Genomic DNA, 17,639 nt, shown 5'->3' on the forward strand with positions numbered 1-17,639 from the left:
CCCGGCAGTGGGTTGCGTGGGATTCACGCGGGGTCCACCCCGCGTACACCCGCTCCGCACGCGTTGTCAGCGCGGCATGCTCTCATGGATGCATGATCGAAGACTTTCTGGACAGCGGAGTACCCGCAGTAGAAGAGGCACTCCGCAAGGCTGCCGCCACCGAGGTCATGCCGAGGTTCCGGCAGCTCACAGCGGATGACGTCGTACAGAAGAGCGGCCCGCACGACCTCGTGACGGTGGCCGACCGCCTCGCCGAGGAGCAGCTGACCGCCGCACTCACGGAGCTGCTGCCCGGCTCCGTGGTCGTAGGAGAAGAAGCCGTGCACGCCGACCCCTCGCGGTACGAGGCGATACGGGGCGACGCGCCGGTGTGGATCGTCGACCCCGTCGACGGCACCCGGCAGTTCGTCCACGGCGACCCCGGCTTCTGCATGCTCGTCGCGCTCGCGTGGCGAGGAGAGGTCCACGCCTCGTGGACGTACGCCCCTGCCCTTGACGAGATGGCCGTGGCGGTGCGCGGCAAGGGCGCCTGGCTCGACGGGCGGCGCCTGGTGGCAGGCACGCCGGGCGAAGTCATCGAAGTGGCCACCTCGCACCCGGACTTCACCACCGATGACCAGAAGCGTGCGCTCCACGGCCTTCGGGCGGACGGCGTCGCGCCGCGGCCCTGCGGGTCGGCCGGTCTCGAGTATCTGGCCATAGCCAAGGGCGAGTTGGACGCGATCGCCTTCTCCTGGGAGCTCGCCTGGGACCACGCGGCGGGACTGCTGCTCGTGGCGGAGGCCGGCGGCGGCAACCGGACCGTGGCCGGTCAGCCCTTCCGGATAGCGGGCGGCAACGCCCTGCCGTTCACGGCCGCACGGGACGCGGCCACGGTCGACCGGGTGGTGGCGTTGCTGTCGGCCGGAGCCTGATCTGCGGTGCGCCGCCCGACTCGAAGTGGAAGTGGACGGTGGTGACCTCGAACTCGGTGACGGTGCCGACGGCAGGCCAGTCGCCGGGAGCCAGGGGGAGCGAGGCCAGGTCCACGAAGCAGCCGATCGGCAGCCCCAGGTCCACGAAGAGCCCGGTCCTTCCCGGACCCCACGGCAGCTCACTGACCGTGCCGGTCAGCCGCGTGCCCTGGGGGAGCGGGCCGCCCGGGCCCGGCGGTGAGGTGTTGCGGCCGTGGCGGGCGCGCCGCCACGCCTGCTCGAACTCCGCCTCGGTGACCTGCTTGGTGACCGGCTCGGCATCGTCCTCGACGGAGCCGTTGACGGGGCGGTTGACGGGGCCGTTGGCGGAGCCGTTCAGGAGTGCGCCGTACCGCGCCGTGTAGAGCCCCGCGCCCAGCGTTCCGAACTCCTCGTGGGTCCTGGCGAGTTCATCGCGCGAGGCGGCGGCACAGGCCGTGCCGTGCGGCTCGGAGAAGGACGCCTGGCGTACGACGATGGAGTCGACCCCCGTCTCGAACTAGTCGGTGGAGTCGCTGTCGGCACGGCGGAACCATCGCGTCACCCGGCAGAGGCTACCCGCGCCCACGGCGCTGTCGGTGGCCAGGCCTATCCTGGGCGGCAGTGGCCATCGGCTGACAAAGGAGTCCGAAGGTGCCGTCGATGCTTGATGCCGTCGTCGTGGGGGCGGGACCGAACGGTCTTACCGCTGCCGTCGAGCTGGCCCGCCGTGGCTTCTCGGTGGCCGTCTTCGAAGCCAGGAGCACCGTGGGCGGCGGTGCGCGGACCGAGGAGCTGACCCTTCCCGGGTTCCGGCACGACCCCTGTTCCGCCGCTCACCCGCTGGGTGTCAACTCGCCGGTGTTCAGGACCATGCCGCTCGACCGGTACGGACTTGAGTGGCTGCAGCCCGAGCTGGCGATGGCGCACCCCTTTCCGGACGGCAGCGCCGCCGTGCTCTCCCGCTCCGTCGCCGAGACGGCCGCCTCGTTCGGGCCGCGCGACGCGGGGACGTACCGCCGCCTCGTCGAGCCGTTCCTCCACAACTGGGACACCGTCCTGCGGGACTTCATGTCGCTGCCGACGACGGCCCTGCCGCGTGACCCGCTGACCCTCGCGCGCTTCGGGCTCGTCGGTCTGCCGCCCGCCACGTGGCTGATGCGGCGCTTCCGGGACGACCGGGCCCGCGCCCTGTTCTCCGGGCTCGTCGCCCATGTCATCGCGCCGCTCGGCGGGCTCGCCACCAGTGGGGTCGGCATGGTCTTCGCGCTGGCCGCGCACGCCCGCGGCTGGCCGGTCGTGCGCGGCGGCTCGCAGTCGATCTCCGACGCGCTCACCGCGTATCTGAAGGACCTCGGCGGCGCGGTGCACACCGACTACGAGGTCAAGCGGCTCGACGACCTGCCGCCCGCCCGCGCGTACGTCTTCGACACATCCCCCACGGCGCTCGCGCGGATCGCGGGCCTGGGGCGGAGCTACGAGAACTACCGCTACGGCGCGAGCGCCTTCAAGATCGATTACGCCCTTGACGGCCCCGTCCCGTGGACCGCCAAGGAGGCGCGCGCCGCGGGCACCGTGCAGGTCGGGTCCAGTAGCGCCGACATCGACGCCGCCCTGCGTGCCGCGTCGCGCGAGAACCGCGCGCCCGACCGGCCCTTCCTCATCACCGTGCAGCCCGGCGTCGTCGATCCGTCGCGCGCGCCGGCGGGCAAGCAGGTCTTCTGGGCGTACGGCCATGTGCCGAACGGCTGGAGCGGTGACCTCACCGACGCGATCGAGCGGCAGCTGGAGCGGTTCGCGCCCGGCTTCCGGGACCGGGTCCTCGCGCGCGCCACCGCGGGCCCGGCGGAGCTGGCCGCGCGCAACGCGAACTATGTGGGCGGCGACATCGCCTGCGGCGCGGCGAGCGGGCTCCAGCTCCTGCTCCGGCCCAAGCTGTCTCTCTTCCCGTACAACACCGCGCATCCCGCGGTCTTCATCTGCTCGTCCGCGACGCCGCCGGGGCCCGGAGTGCACGGCATGTCGGGGCACAACGCCGCCAAGGCGGTATGGAGGAGGCTTCGCTCCGCATGACGGCCATCACGCTCGTCCAGGGCGACATCACCCGGCAGACCGCCGACGCGATCGTCAACGCCGCGAACTCGTCCCTGCTTGGGGGTGGCGGCGTGGACGGTGCGATCCACCGGAACGGCGGGCCGCAGATCCTCGAGGCGTGCCGGCGGCTGCGGGCTTCGCACTACGGCAAGGGGCTGCCGACCGGCCAGGCCGTGGCGACGACCGCGGGGCGTCTTGACGCGCAGTACGTGATCCACACCGTCGGGCCGGTGTGGTCCGCCACGGAGGACCGCTCCGACCTGCTGGCGTCCTGCTACCGGGAGTCGCTCCGCGTGGCCGCGGAGGTGGGCGCCAGGACGGTCGCCTTCCCCGCGATCTCCACCGGCGTCTACCGGTGGCCCCTGGACGACGGGGCCCGCATCGCCGTCCGGACGGTACGGGAGCATGCGGTGCAGATGCCGTCCACCTTCGACGAGATCCGCTTCGTCCTTTTCGACGCGAAGGCCTATGAGGCGTTCACGGAGGCGCTGGCGGAGGGGTGACCCCCAAGGTCCATGTCGGATTTTCGCCAGCCAGTGGTGGTCGGCATGCACGATCCTTGAGCCATGCCCACCACCCAGGCCGGCGCCGGCGTCATGCATCACGATGCCGACCGCTGCGTACGCGCCGTTCAGTCGAAGGACGCCCGGTTCGACGGGTGGTTCTTCACCGCGGTTCTCACCACCCGGATCTACTGCCGCCCCAGCTGCCCCGTAGTCCCCCCGAAGCCCGAGAACATGAGCTTCTACCCGAGCGCGGCAGCCTGCCAGCAGGCCGGATTCCGGGCCTGCAAGCGCTGCCGCCCCGACAGCAGCCCCGGCTCCCCGGAGTGGAACCAGCGCGCCGATCTGGTGGCCCGCGCGATGCGCCTCATCGGCGACGGCGTGGTCGACCGTGAAGGGGTCCCGGGCCTGGCAGGACGCCTCGGCTACAGCACCCGCCAGGTCGAGCGACAGCTCCTCGCGGAGCTCGGCGCGGGACCCCTCGCCCTGGCCCGCGCCCAGCGCGCGCAGACCGCACGGCTGCTCATCGAGACGACCATGCTGCCCATGGCGGAGATCGCCTTCGCCGCGGGCTTCTCCTCGATCCGTACGTTCAACGACACGGTACGAGAGGTCTTCGCGCTTGCCCCGGGCGAGCTGCGCGCCCGCGTCCCCAAGACGGCCACGGCCGCCGCCCCCGGAGTGCTCTCCCTCCGCCTCCCCTTCCGCGCCCCGCTCAACCCGGACAACCTCTTCGGCCACCTCATCGCCACCGCCGTGCCCGGCGTGGAGGAGTGGCGCGACGGGGCGTACCGACGCACCCTCCGTCTCCCCTTCGGGCATGGAGTCGTCGCCCTCACCCCTACCCCCGACCACATCGCCTGCCGCCTCAGCCTCACCGACCTGCGCGACCTCACCATCGCCATCAGCCGCTGCCGCCGCATGCTGGACCTGGACGCCGACCCGGTGGCCGTCGACGGCCAGTTGCGCGACGACCCGCTGCTCGCGCCGCTCGTCGACAAGGCGCCGGGACGCCGTGTGCCGCGCACGGTCGACGAGGCGGAGTTCGCCGTACGCGCGGTGCTCGGCCAGCAGGTCTCCACGGCCGCGGCCCGCACCCACGCCGCGCGCCTCGTCACCGCGCACGGAGAGCCGGTCGACGACCCGGAGGGCGGCCTCACGCACCTCTTCCCGGCGCCGGAAGCGCTCGCCGCGCTCGACCCGGAGGCGCTCGCGCTGCCGCGCAGCCGCCGCACCACGCTGACCACCCTCGTACGTCACCTCGCCGGAGGATCGCTCAAGGTCGGCGTGGAGAGCGACTGGGACGAGGCCAGGGCGCGGCTCACCGAACTCCCCGGGTTCGGCCCCTGGACGGTCGAGGTCATCGCGATGCGCGCGCTCGGCGACCCGGACGCGTTCCTGCCGTCCGATCTCGGAATCCGGCGCGCCGCACAGGAGTTGGGGCTTCCGCACACGCCGGCCGCGCTCACCGCGCGCGCCGCGGCCTGGCGCCCCTGGCGGGCGTACGCGGTCCAGTATCTGTGGGCCACCGACGAGCACCCCATCAACACCATCCCCGCGTGAAGCAGCGTCAAGCGAAACGCGTCAAGCAAAGGGCACTCTCATGCACCGTCAGCACACCCTCATCGACAGCCCCTACGGGCCGCTCACCCTCGTGTCCACCGACGGCACCCTCAGCGGCCTCTACATGACGGAGCAGCGCCACCGTCCACCCGAGGAGACCTTCGGCGACCGCGACCCCACGCCGTTCGGCGAGGCGATCAGCCAGCTGGAGGCGTACTTCGCGGGCGAGTTGACGGAGTTCGACCTGCCGCTGCGCCTGGACGGCACGCCCTTCCAGCGCACCGTCTGGCGACAGCTCCAGCTGATCCCCTACGGCGAGACCCGTACGTACGGACAGCTCGCGGACGCGCTGGGCAAACCCAACGCCTCTCGGGCGGTGGGCCTGGCCAACGGCAAGAACCCGATCGGTGTCATCGTCCCCTGCCACCGCGTGATCGGCGCGGGCGGCGCCCTGACCGGCTACGGCGGCGGACTCGACCGCAAGCAGCGGCTGCTGGCGTTCGAGGGCGCGACTCCCGGCAGCGAAGCCGCGCTCTTCTGAAGGCCGCCCCCGCAGCCCACTCGCTGCCCCCTCAGCCCACCCGCACCCCGCTCTCCAGCTCCACGGCCCCCGTCCCCGCGTCGAGCGCCGCGAGTCCCGCGAGGACCCGCAGCCCCAGTTCGCCCGGCAGATACTCGCGCAGCTCGTCGCGGGCCACCATGCGCCAGGAGAGCAGCTCCTCCTCCTGGAGGCGGATCGACTTCAGCTGGTCCTCGCCGAGCACCCCGCCGTCGTACAGATAGGCGACCAGCGGCGGCCGGTCCGCGCCGGGGACCCAGTCCACGACGAGCAGTGGCCCAAGATCGAGGTCCAGGCCGATCTCCTCGGCGGTCTCGCGACGTGCACCCTGACGTGGTGTCTCGCCGTCGTCCGACTCGATGGTCCCGCCGGGCAGCGCCCAGCCTTCGCGGTAGTTGGGTTCGACGAGCAGCACCCGTCCCTCGGCGTCCCTGAAGAGCGCGGCGGCCCCGGCGATGACGCGGGGGAGGCCTGCGATGTACGTGGCGTAGTCCTGGAAGGTCACACCGGAAGCCTAGACGCAGCGCCCGCCACGACCGCTCGGGTCACACGCGCTGCGCCTCCACCAAGTCCACGGTCCGTGCGGCCAGTTCACTGATCCGGGACCCGTCGAAGCCGAACACCGCACTGCGCACCCGGTCTTCGAGGGGATCGCGCCACTGGGCGGGGATCGCCTTGGCGCCGCACAGCACGCCCGCGACCGATCCGGCCGTCGCGCCGTTCGAGTCGGTGTCCAGGCCGCCGCGCACCGTCAGGGCGATGGTGCGGGTGAAGTCCCCCTCGCCGTAAAGGAGTCCGGCGGTCAGGACGGCGGAGTTCGGCACCGTATGGATCCAGCCGAGCCCGGCGGTCTCCTCCTCCGAGGTTGCGAGGGTCTCCTCCCAGCCGAGCCCGGCGTCGTGCAGCGAGAGGATCCGGCGCACCGTGCGGGCGAGCCTGCTGCTCGACGGGATCACGCCGAGGGCCGTGTCGAGCGCGGCACGGGGCGTCGGCGCGGTGAACGCGCCCGCGATGAGCGCCGCCGCCCACATCGCGCCGTACACGCCGTTGCCGGTGTGCGAGAGGACGGCGTCGCGGCGGGCGAGCGCGGCGGCGCGGCGCGGGGCGCCGGGACAGGTCCAGCCGAAGATGTCGGCGCGGATGAGGGCGCCGATCCACTCCTGGTAGGCGTTGTCGTAGGTCGCGGTGAGGGGCGGCTTGAGCCCGTTCGCGAGATTCCGGTACGCGGCCCGCTCCGCCGTGAAGGTCTGCAGATAGGGCAGGCGAAGCAGCCACAGCTCGCCGACCTGTTCCGTGCTGAATCCGAAGCCGTGCGTCTCCAGGAGGTCGAGGCCGAGGATCGCGTAGTCGACGTCGTCGTCACGGCAGCTGCCGTGCACCCCGCCCCGTACGCACCGCTGCCACTCGGGACGCAGCTGGAACTCCTCGACCCAGGAGGGGGGTTCGGGCAGATAGTCGGTGAGCGGCAGCGCGTCCGCCTGCCGCAGATAGCGCTCGATGCGATCCCGCGTCCAGTAGTCGCCCCGCTCGATGGGTTTGCCGAGCATGTTGCCGGCGATCCGCCCGATCCAGCCGCCGAGGACGCGGTCGGAGAGTTCCGCATGCACTGGGGTCATGCGTCCGGTTTACCGAATTCGCGGTGCTTCCGCGCGGTCAACGCGACGGCTTTGTCGCGGGGCATGAGAAGTTTGTCGGGTTTTCGACGAGAAACAGGGAGTGCCCATGGTGAAACAGCTCTGATCGATCATTTCCGCAGTCGTCATGACCCTTATATGGCGACTCGTGATGATTTGGAGACGGTGTACGTCGCTCTCGCGTGAGGGCGGCCATGGGCAGGCGGCCCCTCCTGCGGTTATGGTCGCAGCGGCGCGACTGCCTTGACGTGAGCAAGGCCGAAAAGCAAGGGGATGCAAGGTGGCGGACGCTGCTGAGACGGCGGGGCGTGTGCGGCATGCGCGGGATGCGCAGCATGTGCTCATTGCCGCGGACAAGTTCAAGGGGTCGCTCACGGCCGTGGAGGTCGCCGAGCGGGTGACGGCCGGGCTCCGCCGCGTCGACCCGAAGGTGGAGGTCGAGGCGCTGCCGGTGGCCGACGGCGGTGACGGCACGGTCGCCGCGGCGGTCGCTGCCGGTTTCGAACGCCGCGAGGTACGGGTCACGGGACCGCTCGGAGACGAGGTCACCGCGGCGTACGCGCTGCGCGACGGGACCGCCGTGGTCGAGATGGCGGAGGCGTCCGGCCTCCAGCTGCTGCCCGACGGCGTGTTCGCGCCGCTCACGTCCACGACGTACGGATCCGGAGAGCTGCTCCTGGCCGCGCTCGACGCGGGGGCGCGGACGATCGTCTTCGGTGTCGGCGGCAGCGCGACGACCGACGGCGGTGCGGGGATGCTGGCCGCGCTCGGTGCGGTGTTCGTGGACGCGGAGGGTGCGCCGGTGGCGCCCGGTGGCGGCCCGCTGGCGTCCCTCGCCCGTGCGGACCTGTCCGGCCTCGACGCGCGGTTCGCCGAGGTGGCCCTCGTCCTCGCCAGTGACGTGGACAATCCGCTGACGGGCCCGAAGGGCGCGCCCGCGGTGTACGGGCCGCAGAAGGGGGCGACCCCGGAGGACGTGGCCGAGCTGGACGCGGCGCTCGCGCACTTCGCGCGGGTGCTCTCCGAGTCGGTCGGTTCCGCGGCCCTCGAGTACGCGGAGTCTCCGGGGGCCGGAGCGGCCGGTGGCATCGGCTACGGGGCGCTCGTCGGGCTCGGCGCGAGCTTCCGGCCCGGGATCGAGGTCATGCTGGACGTCCTCGGCTTCGCGCCCGCCCTTGAGCGGGCCTCGCTGGTGATCACGGGTGAGGGTTCGCTGGACGAGCAGACCCTGCACGGGAAGGCTCCCGCCGGGGTCGCGGCTGCGGCGCGCGCCGCGGGTGTGGAGGTCGTCGCGGTCTGCGGCCGCTTGGCCCTCCCGGCGGAGGCGCTCGGCCGTGCCGGGATCCGGCGGGCGTACGCGCTTACTGATGTGGAGCCGGATGTGGCGCGCTGCATTGCCGAGGCCGGGCCGATTCTGGAGACGGTGGCGGAAGGGATCGCCCGGGACTTCCTCGTCTGACGTAGGGGCGGTCCCTGCGGGGCCTTCCCCAATCCCGCCCCTTCCCGAAACCATGGGGCTCCGCCCCCTGGACCCCCGTTCAAGATGGCCTCAAACGCCGGCCGGGCTGGATATATCCAGCCCGGCCGCAGACCATCCAGCCCGTCCGGCGTTTGAGGACGAACTCGGCGAAGCCGGTGATCGACGGTACGCAAGGCCGCTTCAACCCGGCGTCAGCCGATACGCATCCAGTGCCAGCGTCATCTCCATCAGATCCCGAGGCCGGGCCAACGACCGCGAGGTCAACTGCTCCAACCGCCGCAACCGGTTGAACACCGTGTTCCGGTGGCAGTACAGACGCCCGGCCGCCCGCCCGGCGGACCCCTCACACACCAGCCACGCGTCCAGCGTCTCGAGCAGCACCGCCCGATCCCCCGGTTCGAGGGCGAGCACCTCCCCGAGCACGTCGGACACCAGGCGCCCCGCCAGCTCCGGCTGGCTCACCACCAGAGCCGTCGGCATCCGCTGATCGAGCCGTACGATCCCGCTCGCGTCCGGCGGGCACGTCCGCAGGGCCAGTTCCGCGAGCCGCCGCGCATGGCCGAGCTCGGCGAGCCCCGCCACCACGGGGCTGATCCCGCCGGGACCGGGACACCGCCCGTCCAGGGCGGTGGCCAGCGCGTCAAGGCCCTCCTCCGCGCCCAGCGCGACCACCCCCACCTCCCGGTCAGCCCGCATCCGCCAGACGAAGCGGAACCCGGCCTGCTGGATCTGCCGGTGGAACGCCGCACGCCCGTCCCGCCGCTCGGCCCGCAGCACCACCACCGCGTACGGCCCCCGCTCCGGCAGATCGAGCCCGGCGGCCACCTGCGCGGCGAGCCCCGGCGCGGACTGGCCTTCAAGGAGGGCATCCAGGAGTGCTTGCAGCTGCTCGTCGGTGCGCCGCCGCAGCTCCATCTCCGTCGCCCGGTACGCGTCGGACGCGGCCGCCGCCTGCGCGTCCACCGCCGACCACACCATCGTCGCCGAGCGCATCAGGACCGCGAGGCGTTCCGGGGCCTGGCCGACGGTGCCTTCCAGGAGCGCGTCCCAGACCAGATAGCCCGCATTGCGGTACGAGTGCACCACCAGGTCGAGCGGCAGGCCCTGCTGCGCCCGCCGCCGCCCCGCCTCCTCGGCGTACTCCAGATCCCGGCGCGGCGACGCGCGCGGCGCGGAGATGGTCTCGATGCCGATCCGCATCGCCTCCTCGGCCTCCTGCCACTGCTGGTCGTACGGAAGCACCCGCGCGTACACCGGGGAGTGCTCGATGAGCTGCCGCAGATGTTCGTCCACCAGCTCGGGGACGCGTGGGAGGAGTGCCTTGCACGCCTCCTTGAGCACCTTCCAGTCATGACCTGTCCGAGGCCTGCGCCCGCTCACGGTGTTCCCCCTCGCCGCCGCCCGTCGCCCCTCTTCGTGCGGAGGATGCCACCGCTCGGCCGCCCCCGGCAGGCCCCTGACACGGGGTGTTGTGCCCGTGCACAACCGGCGGGCGATCCCGCTGGTCACCCGCAGCGATTCGGCCACAGGCCGTGGACGGGCGCCCCGCGCGGTGCTGGGGTGAGCGCCACGCGCAGGGCAGGCGGAGGGCAGGGGGTCCCAGGTGGGTGGTTCCGGACTTGTCGTACGGGACGCGTCGGTCGGATACGGGCCGGTGCGCGCGCTGCGGCAGGTGTCGATCGAGGTGCCGGACGGTGCCGTCGTCGCGGTCCTCGGCGGCAACGGCGCGGGCAAGTCGACGCTCCTGCGCGCCATTTCGCGCACGCTCTCCTTCCATCGAGGGGCGCTCACCTCGGGCTCGGTCCACTTCGGCGGGCGGCGCGTCGACGGGTGGCACGCGGACCGTGTCGTGGCCGCCGGGATCTCCCAAGTGCCGGAAGGCAGGCGGGTGTTCGCGCGGATGACCGTCGCGGACAATCTGCGGGCGGGCGCGCTGGGCTCGGCGGGGAGCCGGGCGGCGAAGGCCACCGCCCTGAGCCGGGTCCACGAACTCTTCCCGGTGCTCGCCGAGCGCGCAGGCCAGCGCGCGGGACTCCTCTCGGGCGGCGAGCAGCAGATGCTGGCGGTGGCCAGGGCCCTGATGGCATCGCCGAAGCTGCTCCTCCTCGACGAACCGTCCCTCGGGCTCGCCCCGTTGATGGCCGCCCGCATCGCCGACACCGTCCAGGAGATCAACGCGCAGGGCACCTCGGTCCTGCTGGTCGAGCAGAACGCCGCGCTCGCCCTGCGCCTCGCATCGCATGCGTACGTCCTTGACGTCGGCGAAGTGGCGCTCGCGGGCCCTGCGGACGAACTCGCCGCATCCGACGAGGTGCGCCGCCGCTATCTCGGCGTGGTCGACGAGACCGCGGCGGACGACGCCTCACGCGGCGTCGGCGCGCTCCCGGTGCTCGGGCGATGGGCGGGCCGACGATGACCGATGACCGTCCGGCGGCCGACGCGCCGCCCCTCGCGGCGGACGTACCGCCGCTGGACGTAAGGGAGTTGACCGTACGCTTCGCGGGTCTCACCGCGCTCGACGCCGTCAGCTTCACGGTCAGGCCCGGCACCGTGCACGCCGTCATCGGACCCAACGGCGCGGGCAAGTCCACCTGTTTCAACGTCCTGTCCGGGGTGTACCGCGCCACCGGCGGCACCGTCCGCTTCGGGGAGCACGAGCTGACGGCCATGCCGCCGCACCGCATCGCCGACCTGGGCGTCGCACGGATCTTCCAGAACCTCGCGCTGCCGCCGCGCGCCACCGTCGCCGACAGTCTGATGCTTGGCCGCCACCGGCTCACCCGCACCGGCTTCGTGGCAGCCGGACTGCGCCTTCCGTCGGCCGCCCGCGAGGAGCGCCTGCACCGCGAACGGGTCCGGGAGATCGCCGCGTTCGTCGGTATCGAGCATCAACTCGAAGCGCCTGCGGGCTCGTTGCCCTACGGGCAGCAGAAGCTCGCCGAACTCGCCCGCGCCCTGTGCATGGAACCCCGGCTGCTCCTTCTCGACGAACCCGTGGCGGGGATGACCGCGGACGAGCGGCGCCGCACCGCCGCCGTCATCGCCGGCGTACGCGACAGCCTCGGCATCTCGATCGTCCTGGTGGAACACGACATGGGGGTGGTGATGCGGCTCGCGGACGCGGTGACCGTACTGGACTTCGGCCGCCGCATCGCCGACGGCGCGCCCGCGGACATCCAGAGCGACCCCGCGGTCGTGCGTGCCTATCTGGGGGAGGGAGGTGCGGCATGAGGGGATCCGCGGATCGCGCCGCCGACGGCTGCGCACCACCCCGGGGGCTTCGCCCCCAGACCCCCGAACGCCCCTTGCCGTGCGCGGCGTCCGCACTGCGGGCGGCCGTCGCCGGAGCGTACGCGACTCGGGAGGCCCGATCATGACCACCTTCGTCGAACTCCTCCTCAACGGCCTCTCGATGGGCTCCGTCTACGCCCTGATCGCCCTCGGCTTCGTCGTCATCTTCCGCGCCACCGAAGTGGTGAACTTCGCGCACGCCTCGCTGCTCCTCGCGGGCGGTTACATCACCGCGTCCCTCCACGACGACATCGGCTTCTGGTCGGCGCTGCTCGTCGGCATCGCGGGCGCGGCGGTGGTCGGCGCCGCCGTCGAGTTCCTGGTGATGCGGCGCTACCGGGGCGCGGACCACAGCGTCCTTGCCATCGTCACCATCGGCGTCGACATCCTGCTCACCACCGAACTCACCCGGCGCCTCGGCACCGACGTGCTCGCGCTCGGCGACCCGTGGGGCGACTCCGTGCTCACGGTGGGGTCGATCTCCCTCGCGCACACACGGATCGCCGCGTTCGTCGCCGCTGCCCTCCTCATCACCGTCTTTCTGCTCGCCTTCCGGTACACCTCCTGGGGTGTCGCGATGCGCGCCGCCGCCGAGAGCCCGGAGACCGCCGCGCTGATGGGCGTACGGCTCGGCAGGGTCTCGCTCGGCGCATGGGCCGTGGCGGGCGGGCTCGCCGCCGTGGCCGCGCTCTTCCTCACTGTCTTCCCGACCCCCGGGCTCGAACGGGCCACATCACTGGCCGCGTTGAAGGCGTTCCCGGCCGCGATCCTCGGCGGCCTCGACTCCACCACGGGCGCCCTCGTCGGCGGCATCGTCGTGGGAGTGACGGAGTCGCTCGCCACCGGATACCAGAGCGAACTCACCTTCCTCGGACGCGGGTTGGGCGATCTCGCGCCCTATCTCGTCATGACCGTCATCCTCCTCATCCGGCCCGCCGGACTGTTCGGCACGAAGGAGCTCGCCCGTGTCTGAAGTCCTGGCCCGCGGCCGCGCGTTGCGCTCCCGAGGCCGTACGGCACTGCGCCGCCCCCGGGCATACGTCCGGGCCGCGGGGGCGGTTCTTCTGCTCGCCCTGCCCTTCTACCTCGACCGGTTCTGGCTGCAGGCGGGGCTCTTCGCCATGGCCGCCGCGATCGGCGCGATCGGCATCAACCTCCTCACCGGCGCGACCGGCCAACTCTCCATGGGACACGCCTTCTTCCTCGCCATCGGCGCGTACGGATACTGCGTCCTTGCGGGGGACGGCGAGGGCGGCCTGACCGGGCTCGGCCTTCCGACCTGGATCGCCGCCGCGCTCGCCGTCGGCATCGCGGGACTGGCGGGCGGGCTCTTCAGCCCCATCGCGGGACGCCTGCGCGGCGCGTACCTCGGCATCGCCACCCTCGCCCTGATCTTCATCGGGCAGCATGTGCTCTTCAACGCCCACGACCTGACGGGCGGCTCCAACGGCCGCGACGTACCGCCCCTGAGCGTCTTCGGGATCACCTTCGACGACAGTGAACTCGTCGTCGCCGCCGTGCCGTTCGGGGCCTCGGAGAAGCTCTGGTACGCGGGGCTCGTCCTCCTCCTGGGCTGCGGACTCTTCGCCCGCGGCGTGCTGCGCGGCCGGCCGGGGCGCGCCATGAACGCCATCCGCGACCACCGCATCGCCGCAGGCGTCATCGGCGTGCCCGTCGCCCGCTACCGGGCCGGTGTCTTCGTCCTGTCGTCGATGTACGCGGGCCTGGCCGGAGTGCTGCTCGCCCTGGTCTTCCAGCGCACCGTGCCGGACTACTTCGGCATGACGCTGTCCCTCGAATACCTCGCCATGATCGTCATCGGCGGCCTCGGCTCGGTCGCGGGCGCCGTGGCCGGTGCCGCCGTGGTGTCCCTGCTGCCCCAGCTCCTGACCCGGTACAGCGACGCCCTGCCGCTGGTCTCGGCCCCCGGCACCGGCGGGATCACACCGGGTGAGGCGTCCCGGTACCTGTACGGCGCCGCCGTCGTGGCGGTGGTCCTTTTCCTGCCCGGCGGTCTGGCCGGCATCGCCGCCCGACGCCCCAGGCCGAAGTCCGGCCCAACTCCAGTGGAATCAGTGGAATCAGGGGAGGAACGATGAGTTCACGCACACGGAAGCGGGCCACCGCGACGGTCACGGCGCTCGCCGCACTGCTGGCCCTGGCGGCCTGCAGCTCCAAGGCGAACGACGACGACGGCGACAAGAAGGGCGCGGGCGGGGTCAAGACCGGCGACGGCATCTCCGGGAAGACGATCAACCTCGGCGTGCTCACCGACATGACCGGCGTCTACGCGACCCTCGGCAAGAGCGTCACCCAGGCCCAGCAGCTCTACGTCAAGCAGACCAACGCCGACGGCGGCATCTGCGGCTACAAGCTGAAGCTGACCATCCGCGACCACGGCTACGACCCCCAGAAGGCGGTCGCCGCGTACACCGAACTGGAGCCGGACGTCCTCGGCTTCGCCCAGTTCATCGGCTCTCCCTTCGTCGCCGCCGTCAAACAGCGCGTCGACGGCAACAAGGGACTGGTCCTGCCGCAGGCCTGGTCGGCGAATCTGCTCGGCAGCCCGTATGTGCGGGTGGTCGGCTCGACGTACGACCTGGAGACGATCAACGCGATCGACTTCCTGATGAAGGAGAAGGGCCTCAAGAAGGGCGACAAGCTCGGCCATGTCTACTTCGAGGGCGACTACGGCGAGAACGCCCTGAAGGGCTCGCAGCACATGGCGAAGGAGTCGGGCCTCACCGTCGTCGAGCAGAAGATCAAGGCGACCGACAACGACATGACGGCGCAGGTGTCCGCCCTGAAGAAGGCGGGTGTGAAAGGCATCGTGATCAGCGCGGGGCCCCGGCAGGCGGCCTCGCTGGTGGGTGTGGCCGCGGCGGGGAAGTTCGACGTCCCGATCATCGGCAACAACTCGGCGTTCTCGCCCCAACTCCTGGGCACCCAGGCGGGCCCGGCCCTCGCGAAGAACTACTACGTGGCATCGCCGACCCTCCCGATCGGCGCGGACACGGCCGCGGCGAAGAAGCTGGTCGCCGACTACAAGGCGGCCTACCCGAAGGACGCTCTCGACAACGGCGTGACGGCGGGCTGGACCGCGGCCTCCGTCTTCGGCGAGGCCCTGAAGAAGGCGTGCGACAGAAAGGACCTCACCCGTGAGGGCGTCGACAAGGCGCTCCTGACCATCGACGCGTACGACACAGGATTCGGCGTCACACAGAACTTCACCGACCCCAAGTCCCCGTCCTCCAAGGAGAGCGTGATCCTGCGCCCCGACAAGAGCGCGACGGGCGGCATGAAGGTCGTCCGCGAACCGGGCGCTTCGGAGGCGGCCGAGGGATACACGCCGGGGGCGTGAGCAACGGCACAACGAGGCAGGGGCGGAGCCCAAGGCAAGGGCGGAGCCCCTGCCTCACCCCCGTGGATCCTCCGCAAGGTGCGCCCACCGCCGGTCCGCGGGCCCCCGGACCGCGCGCCATGTGTCGACGAACAGGCGCGTCGCCGTGAATCCGGGCCAGTCGGCCGGCAGCAGTGCTCCTGGCAGCCGCGGGTCCCGCTCGAACGTGGCCCGCCAGGCGTGCACGGCGCGACCGCGGCGCTCGTCGAGCGGGGCGGTCGCGCCCGTCGTCGTATCGGAGCCGTCTCCGCGCCGACGGGAGCTGGCGGGGCGCTTCGGGGCGCATGTGGTCGTGGACCCGGGGGTGCGCGACCCCTTCGACGCCTGGCGGGACGCGGCGTCGCCGGGACAGACCCTGACGGTCCTGGAGTGCCCGGGCCGACCCGGCATGCTGAACACGGTGGGGGAGGTGGGGTTCGGGGAGGTGGACGCGGCGTTCGTGATGCTGGCGGCCCCTGACGACCACGTGAAGGTACTGGTGCGGCCGGAAGTACTCAGCCTGTCCGGCGTGTGAGGACGAACTCGGCGAAGCCGGTGATCGACGGTACGCAAAAGGGGCCCGAACCAAACGGTTCAGGCCCCCAAAGCACGGTTCAAGCGCCGCTACGGCAACTGCGCCGCCCTGGCTTCCCTCCGGTTGCCCCGGAAGTTGTTCACCCTCCGAGCCGTGGCGAAGAGGGGAATCACCGCACCCAGGACCAGCTGCAGCGCACAGCCCGTCTGGAGGAGCAGCTGACCGCCCGGTGCCTCGAAGGCCCACGCGGCGAGGAGACCCATCGCAGCGACGATCCAGGCGAGCATCGCCACCGCCAGCGGCCCCCGCGGCTTCGGGTACTCGACCCGGCTCACCATCAGCCACGCCGTACCGATGATCGCGAGCAGCGTCGCCACGAACGGCAGCTCGAGCAGCACGATCGAGACGACCGTCAGCGCGCCGAACGGCGACGGCATGCCCTGGAAGGTGCCGTCCTTCACGGTCACGCACGAGAACCGCGCAAGCCGCAGCACCACCGCCAACAGGACAACGATCGCGCCCACCGCCGCCACCCGCTGATGCGCGTCGTCCGCGACCATGCCGTACACGAGGACGAAGTACGCGGGCGCCAGACCGAAGCTGATCAGGTCCGACAGGTTGTCCAGCTCCGCGCCCATCGGCGAGGACCGCAGCTTGCGCGCCACGAGCCCGTCGAAGAGGTCGAAGACGGCCGCGCAGAGCATCAGGATCACGGCGGTCGCGGCGGAGTGCCGCGCCATGCCGCTTTCGGTGCTGCCCTGGACGTAGGGGATGAGGATGCCCGTGGTGGTGAAGTACACCGCCATGAACCCGCACGTGGCGTTGCCGAGCGTGAGGGTGTCCGCTATCGAGAGGCGGAGTGAGAGAGGCATCTCCTCATCGGCCTCGTCCTCCGCCGCCTCCGGAACCCACCCGGCCTGTGTCTCAGGATCAACCACGGTCAATGCGAGTCACCCCAGCCACGGTCTTCTGACCGACCTCGACGTCCGCCTCGACACCCTCGGGGAGGTAGATGTCGACGCGTGAGCCGAAGCGGATCAGGCCGATGCGCTCGCCCTGCTCGACCTTCGTGCCCTGGGGCACGTAAGGAACGATGCGCCGCGCGACCGCGCCCGCGATCTGGATCATCTCGATGTCACCGAGCTCGGTGTCGAAGTGCCAGACAACGCGCTCGTTGTTCTCGCTCTCCTTGTTGAACGCCGGGACGAAACCGCCGGGGATGTGCTCCACGGACGTCACCGTGCCCGCGAGAGGCGCGCGGTTGACGTGGACGTTCAGCGGGCTCATGAAGATCGCGACGCGGGTGCGTCCGTCCTTCCACGGCATGATGCTCTGCACCACACCGTCGGCCGGCGAGATGACCCGGCCCTGGGAGATCTCGCGCTCGGGGTCGCGGAAGAACCACAGCATGCCCGCAGCGAGCGCGGTGGTGGGTACGGCGACGGCCGCGGCGGCCTTGGAGCGACGCGCGCGGACGAGGCTGATTGCCGCGGTGGCGACGGTCGGCAGGAGCCACGGCGATGCTCCGCGCGCAAGACGACCCTTGAGGATGCCATCGCGTGGTGCAGAGGTTTGGCTGTGGGGCATGGATGACCTTCGTAGCGGATGATGCCGCGCAGTTGACGGGGGGACGGCGGCTTTTCCGGGATGCTATCGGTTGTGAGCCACA

18 protein-coding genes are annotated in these 17,639 nt (G+C 71.7%); 12 read left to right on the plus strand and 6 right to left on the minus strand.

The genetic code is table 11. From position 1 onward, the window contains the following. Positions 1-92: 92 nt before the first annotated feature. From AB0O76_RS26675 to AB0O76_RS26695, 5 genes are all read left to right on the plus strand, one after another. Positions 93-914, plus strand: a complete 822-nt coding sequence (locus AB0O76_RS26675) for an inositol monophosphatase family protein (RefSeq protein WP_365496095.1) — start codon at positions 93-95, stop codon at positions 912-914. Positions 915-1,595: 681 nt separating this feature from the next. Beyond that, the gene (locus tag AB0O76_RS26680; protein ID WP_365496331.1) at positions 1,596-3,005 is read left to right on the plus strand and encodes an NAD(P)/FAD-dependent oxidoreductase; all 1,410 of its coding nucleotides are present in this window, start codon (positions 1,596-1,598) and stop codon (positions 3,003-3,005) included. Continuing rightward, positions 3,002-3,529, plus strand: coding sequence for an O-acetyl-ADP-ribose deacetylase (locus AB0O76_RS26685; RefSeq protein WP_365496097.1), 528 nt, complete (start codon positions 3,002-3,004; stop codon positions 3,527-3,529). The genes AB0O76_RS26680 and AB0O76_RS26685 overlap by 4 nt, the downstream gene beginning before the upstream one ends. Before the next feature lie 93 nt (positions 3,530-3,622). Beyond that, a complete protein-coding gene (locus AB0O76_RS26690) occupies positions 3,623-5,092 on the plus strand; it encodes an AlkA N-terminal domain-containing protein (protein WP_365496333.1) in 1,470 nt (489 codons plus the stop codon). Positions 5,093-5,132: 40 nt separating this feature from the next. Further along, positions 5,133-5,633: a methylated-DNA--[protein]-cysteine S-methyltransferase gene (locus AB0O76_RS26695; protein ID WP_365496099.1), complete on the plus strand. Its 501-nt coding sequence runs from the start codon at positions 5,133-5,135 to the stop codon at positions 5,631-5,633. 31 nt (positions 5,634-5,664) lie between these two features. On the opposite strand, the gene AB0O76_RS26700 is transcribed toward AB0O76_RS26695, so the two are convergent. After that, positions 5,665-6,156 (minus strand): NUDIX hydrolase, encoded by a 492-nt coding sequence (locus AB0O76_RS26700; protein WP_365496101.1) that lies wholly within the window; start codon positions 6,154-6,156, stop codon positions 5,665-5,667. A 40-nt stretch (positions 6,157-6,196) separates the two neighbouring features. Beyond that, the gene (locus tag AB0O76_RS26705; protein ID WP_365496103.1) at positions 6,197-7,267 is read right to left on the minus strand and encodes an ADP-ribosylglycohydrolase family protein; all 1,071 of its coding nucleotides are present in this window, start codon (positions 7,265-7,267) and stop codon (positions 6,197-6,199) included. Between the two features lie 355 nt (positions 7,268-7,622). Here AB0O76_RS26705 and AB0O76_RS26710 point away from each other — a divergent pair, with 355 nt between their 5' ends. After that, positions 7,623-8,744, plus strand: a complete 1,122-nt coding sequence (locus AB0O76_RS26710) for a glycerate kinase (RefSeq protein WP_365496335.1) — start codon at positions 7,623-7,625, stop codon at positions 8,742-8,744. 201 nt (positions 8,745-8,945) lie between these two features. Here AB0O76_RS26710 and AB0O76_RS26715 read toward each other — a convergent pair whose 3' ends face one another. Next, complete coding sequence (locus AB0O76_RS26715; protein ID WP_365496105.1) at positions 8,946-10,145, minus strand: helix-turn-helix domain-containing protein; 1,200 nt, start codon at positions 10,143-10,145, stop codon at positions 8,946-8,948. Between the two features lie 223 nt (positions 10,146-10,368). Between AB0O76_RS26715 and AB0O76_RS26720 the strand changes: the two genes are divergently transcribed. From AB0O76_RS26720 to AB0O76_RS26740, 5 genes are all read left to right on the plus strand, one after another. Continuing rightward, a complete protein-coding gene (locus AB0O76_RS26720) occupies positions 10,369-11,181 on the plus strand; it encodes an ABC transporter ATP-binding protein (RefSeq protein WP_365496107.1) in 813 nt (270 codons plus the stop codon). Continuing rightward, on the plus strand, positions 11,178-11,996 hold the full coding sequence (locus tag AB0O76_RS26725) for an ABC transporter ATP-binding protein (RefSeq protein ID WP_365496109.1): 819 nt from the start codon (positions 11,178-11,180) through the stop codon (positions 11,994-11,996). The genes AB0O76_RS26720 and AB0O76_RS26725 overlap by 4 nt, the downstream gene beginning before the upstream one ends. 142 nt (positions 11,997-12,138) lie before the next feature. Continuing rightward, positions 12,139-13,029 (plus strand): branched-chain amino acid ABC transporter permease, encoded by an 891-nt coding sequence (locus tag AB0O76_RS26730; protein ID WP_365496111.1) that lies wholly within the window; start codon positions 12,139-12,141, stop codon positions 13,027-13,029. Positions 13,030-13,075: 46 nt separating this feature from the next. Then, a complete protein-coding gene (locus tag AB0O76_RS26735; RefSeq protein ID WP_365496337.1) occupies positions 13,076-14,155 on the plus strand; it encodes a branched-chain amino acid ABC transporter permease in 1,080 nt (359 codons plus the stop codon). Further along, complete coding sequence (locus AB0O76_RS26740; protein WP_365496113.1) at positions 14,152-15,417, plus strand: ABC transporter substrate-binding protein; 1,266 nt, start codon at positions 14,152-14,154, stop codon at positions 15,415-15,417. Before AB0O76_RS26735 ends, AB0O76_RS26740 begins: the two co-directional genes overlap by 4 nt. Before the next feature lie 54 nt (positions 15,418-15,471). Here the strand turns inward: AB0O76_RS26740 and AB0O76_RS26745 are convergent, their stop codons facing one another. Then, complete coding sequence (locus tag AB0O76_RS26745; protein ID WP_365496115.1) at positions 15,472-15,846, minus strand: PaaX family transcriptional regulator C-terminal domain-containing protein; 375 nt, start codon at positions 15,844-15,846, stop codon at positions 15,472-15,474. Between AB0O76_RS26745 and AB0O76_RS26750 the strand changes: the two genes are divergently transcribed. Further along, positions 15,845-15,970 (plus strand): hypothetical protein, encoded by a 126-nt coding sequence (locus tag AB0O76_RS26750; RefSeq protein WP_365496117.1) that lies wholly within the window; start codon positions 15,845-15,847, stop codon positions 15,968-15,970. The genes AB0O76_RS26745 and AB0O76_RS26750 overlap by 2 nt on opposite strands. Positions 15,971-16,059: 89 nt before the next feature. On the opposite strand, the gene pssA is transcribed toward AB0O76_RS26750, so the two are convergent. Together pssA and AB0O76_RS26760 are read right to left on the minus strand one after the other, a co-directional pair. Next, positions 16,060-16,914 (minus strand): CDP-diacylglycerol--serine O-phosphatidyltransferase, encoded by an 855-nt coding sequence (gene pssA / locus AB0O76_RS26755; RefSeq protein WP_365496119.1) that lies wholly within the window; start codon positions 16,912-16,914, stop codon positions 16,060-16,062. After that, entirely contained in the window at positions 16,901-17,557 is a 657-nt protein-coding gene (locus AB0O76_RS26760) for a phosphatidylserine decarboxylase (RefSeq protein WP_365496121.1), read from the minus strand. The genes pssA and AB0O76_RS26760 overlap by 14 nt, the downstream gene beginning before the upstream one ends. Between the last annotated feature and the right edge of the window lie 82 nt (positions 17,558-17,639).

The organism is Streptomyces sp. NPDC086554, assembly GCF_040686095.1.
GTDB lineage: Bacteria > Actinomycetota > Actinomycetes > Streptomycetales > Streptomycetaceae > Streptomyces.

Excerpts from the sequence above, each read along its gene's own strand:
- AB0O76_RS26760 (WP_365496121.1), bottom strand. The coding sequence starts at position 17,557 with ATGCCCCACAGCCAAACCTCTGCACCACGCGATGGCATCCTCAAGGGT.
- AB0O76_RS26695 (WP_365496099.1), top strand. The coding sequence starts at position 5,133 with ATGCACCGTCAGCACACCCTCATCGACAGCCCCTACGGGCCGCTCACC.
- AB0O76_RS26675 (WP_365496095.1), top strand. The coding sequence starts at position 93 with ATGATCGAAGACTTTCTGGACAGCGGAGTACCCGCAGTAGAAGAGGCA.
- AB0O76_RS26745 (WP_365496115.1), bottom strand. The coding sequence starts at position 15,846 with ATGCCGGGTCGGCCCGGGCACTCCAGGACCGTCAGGGTCTGTCCCGGC.
- AB0O76_RS26730 (WP_365496111.1), top strand. The coding sequence starts at position 12,139 with ATGACCACCTTCGTCGAACTCCTCCTCAACGGCCTCTCGATGGGCTCC.
- AB0O76_RS26740 (WP_365496113.1), top strand. The coding sequence starts at position 14,152 with ATGAGTTCACGCACACGGAAGCGGGCCACCGCGACGGTCACGGCGCTC.
- AB0O76_RS26725 (WP_365496109.1), top strand. The coding sequence starts at position 11,178 with ATGACCGATGACCGTCCGGCGGCCGACGCGCCGCCCCTCGCGGCGGAC.
- AB0O76_RS26705 (WP_365496103.1), bottom strand. The coding sequence starts at position 7,267 with ATGACCCCAGTGCATGCGGAACTCTCCGACCGCGTCCTCGGCGGCTGG.
- AB0O76_RS26690 (WP_365496333.1), top strand. The coding sequence starts at position 3,623 with ATGCATCACGATGCCGACCGCTGCGTACGCGCCGTTCAGTCGAAGGAC.
- AB0O76_RS26750 (WP_365496117.1), top strand. The coding sequence starts at position 15,845 with ATGCTGAACACGGTGGGGGAGGTGGGGTTCGGGGAGGTGGACGCGGCG.
- AB0O76_RS26680 (WP_365496331.1), top strand. The coding sequence starts at position 1,596 with ATGCTTGATGCCGTCGTCGTGGGGGCGGGACCGAACGGTCTTACCGCT.
- AB0O76_RS26685 (WP_365496097.1), top strand. The coding sequence starts at position 3,002 with ATGACGGCCATCACGCTCGTCCAGGGCGACATCACCCGGCAGACCGCC.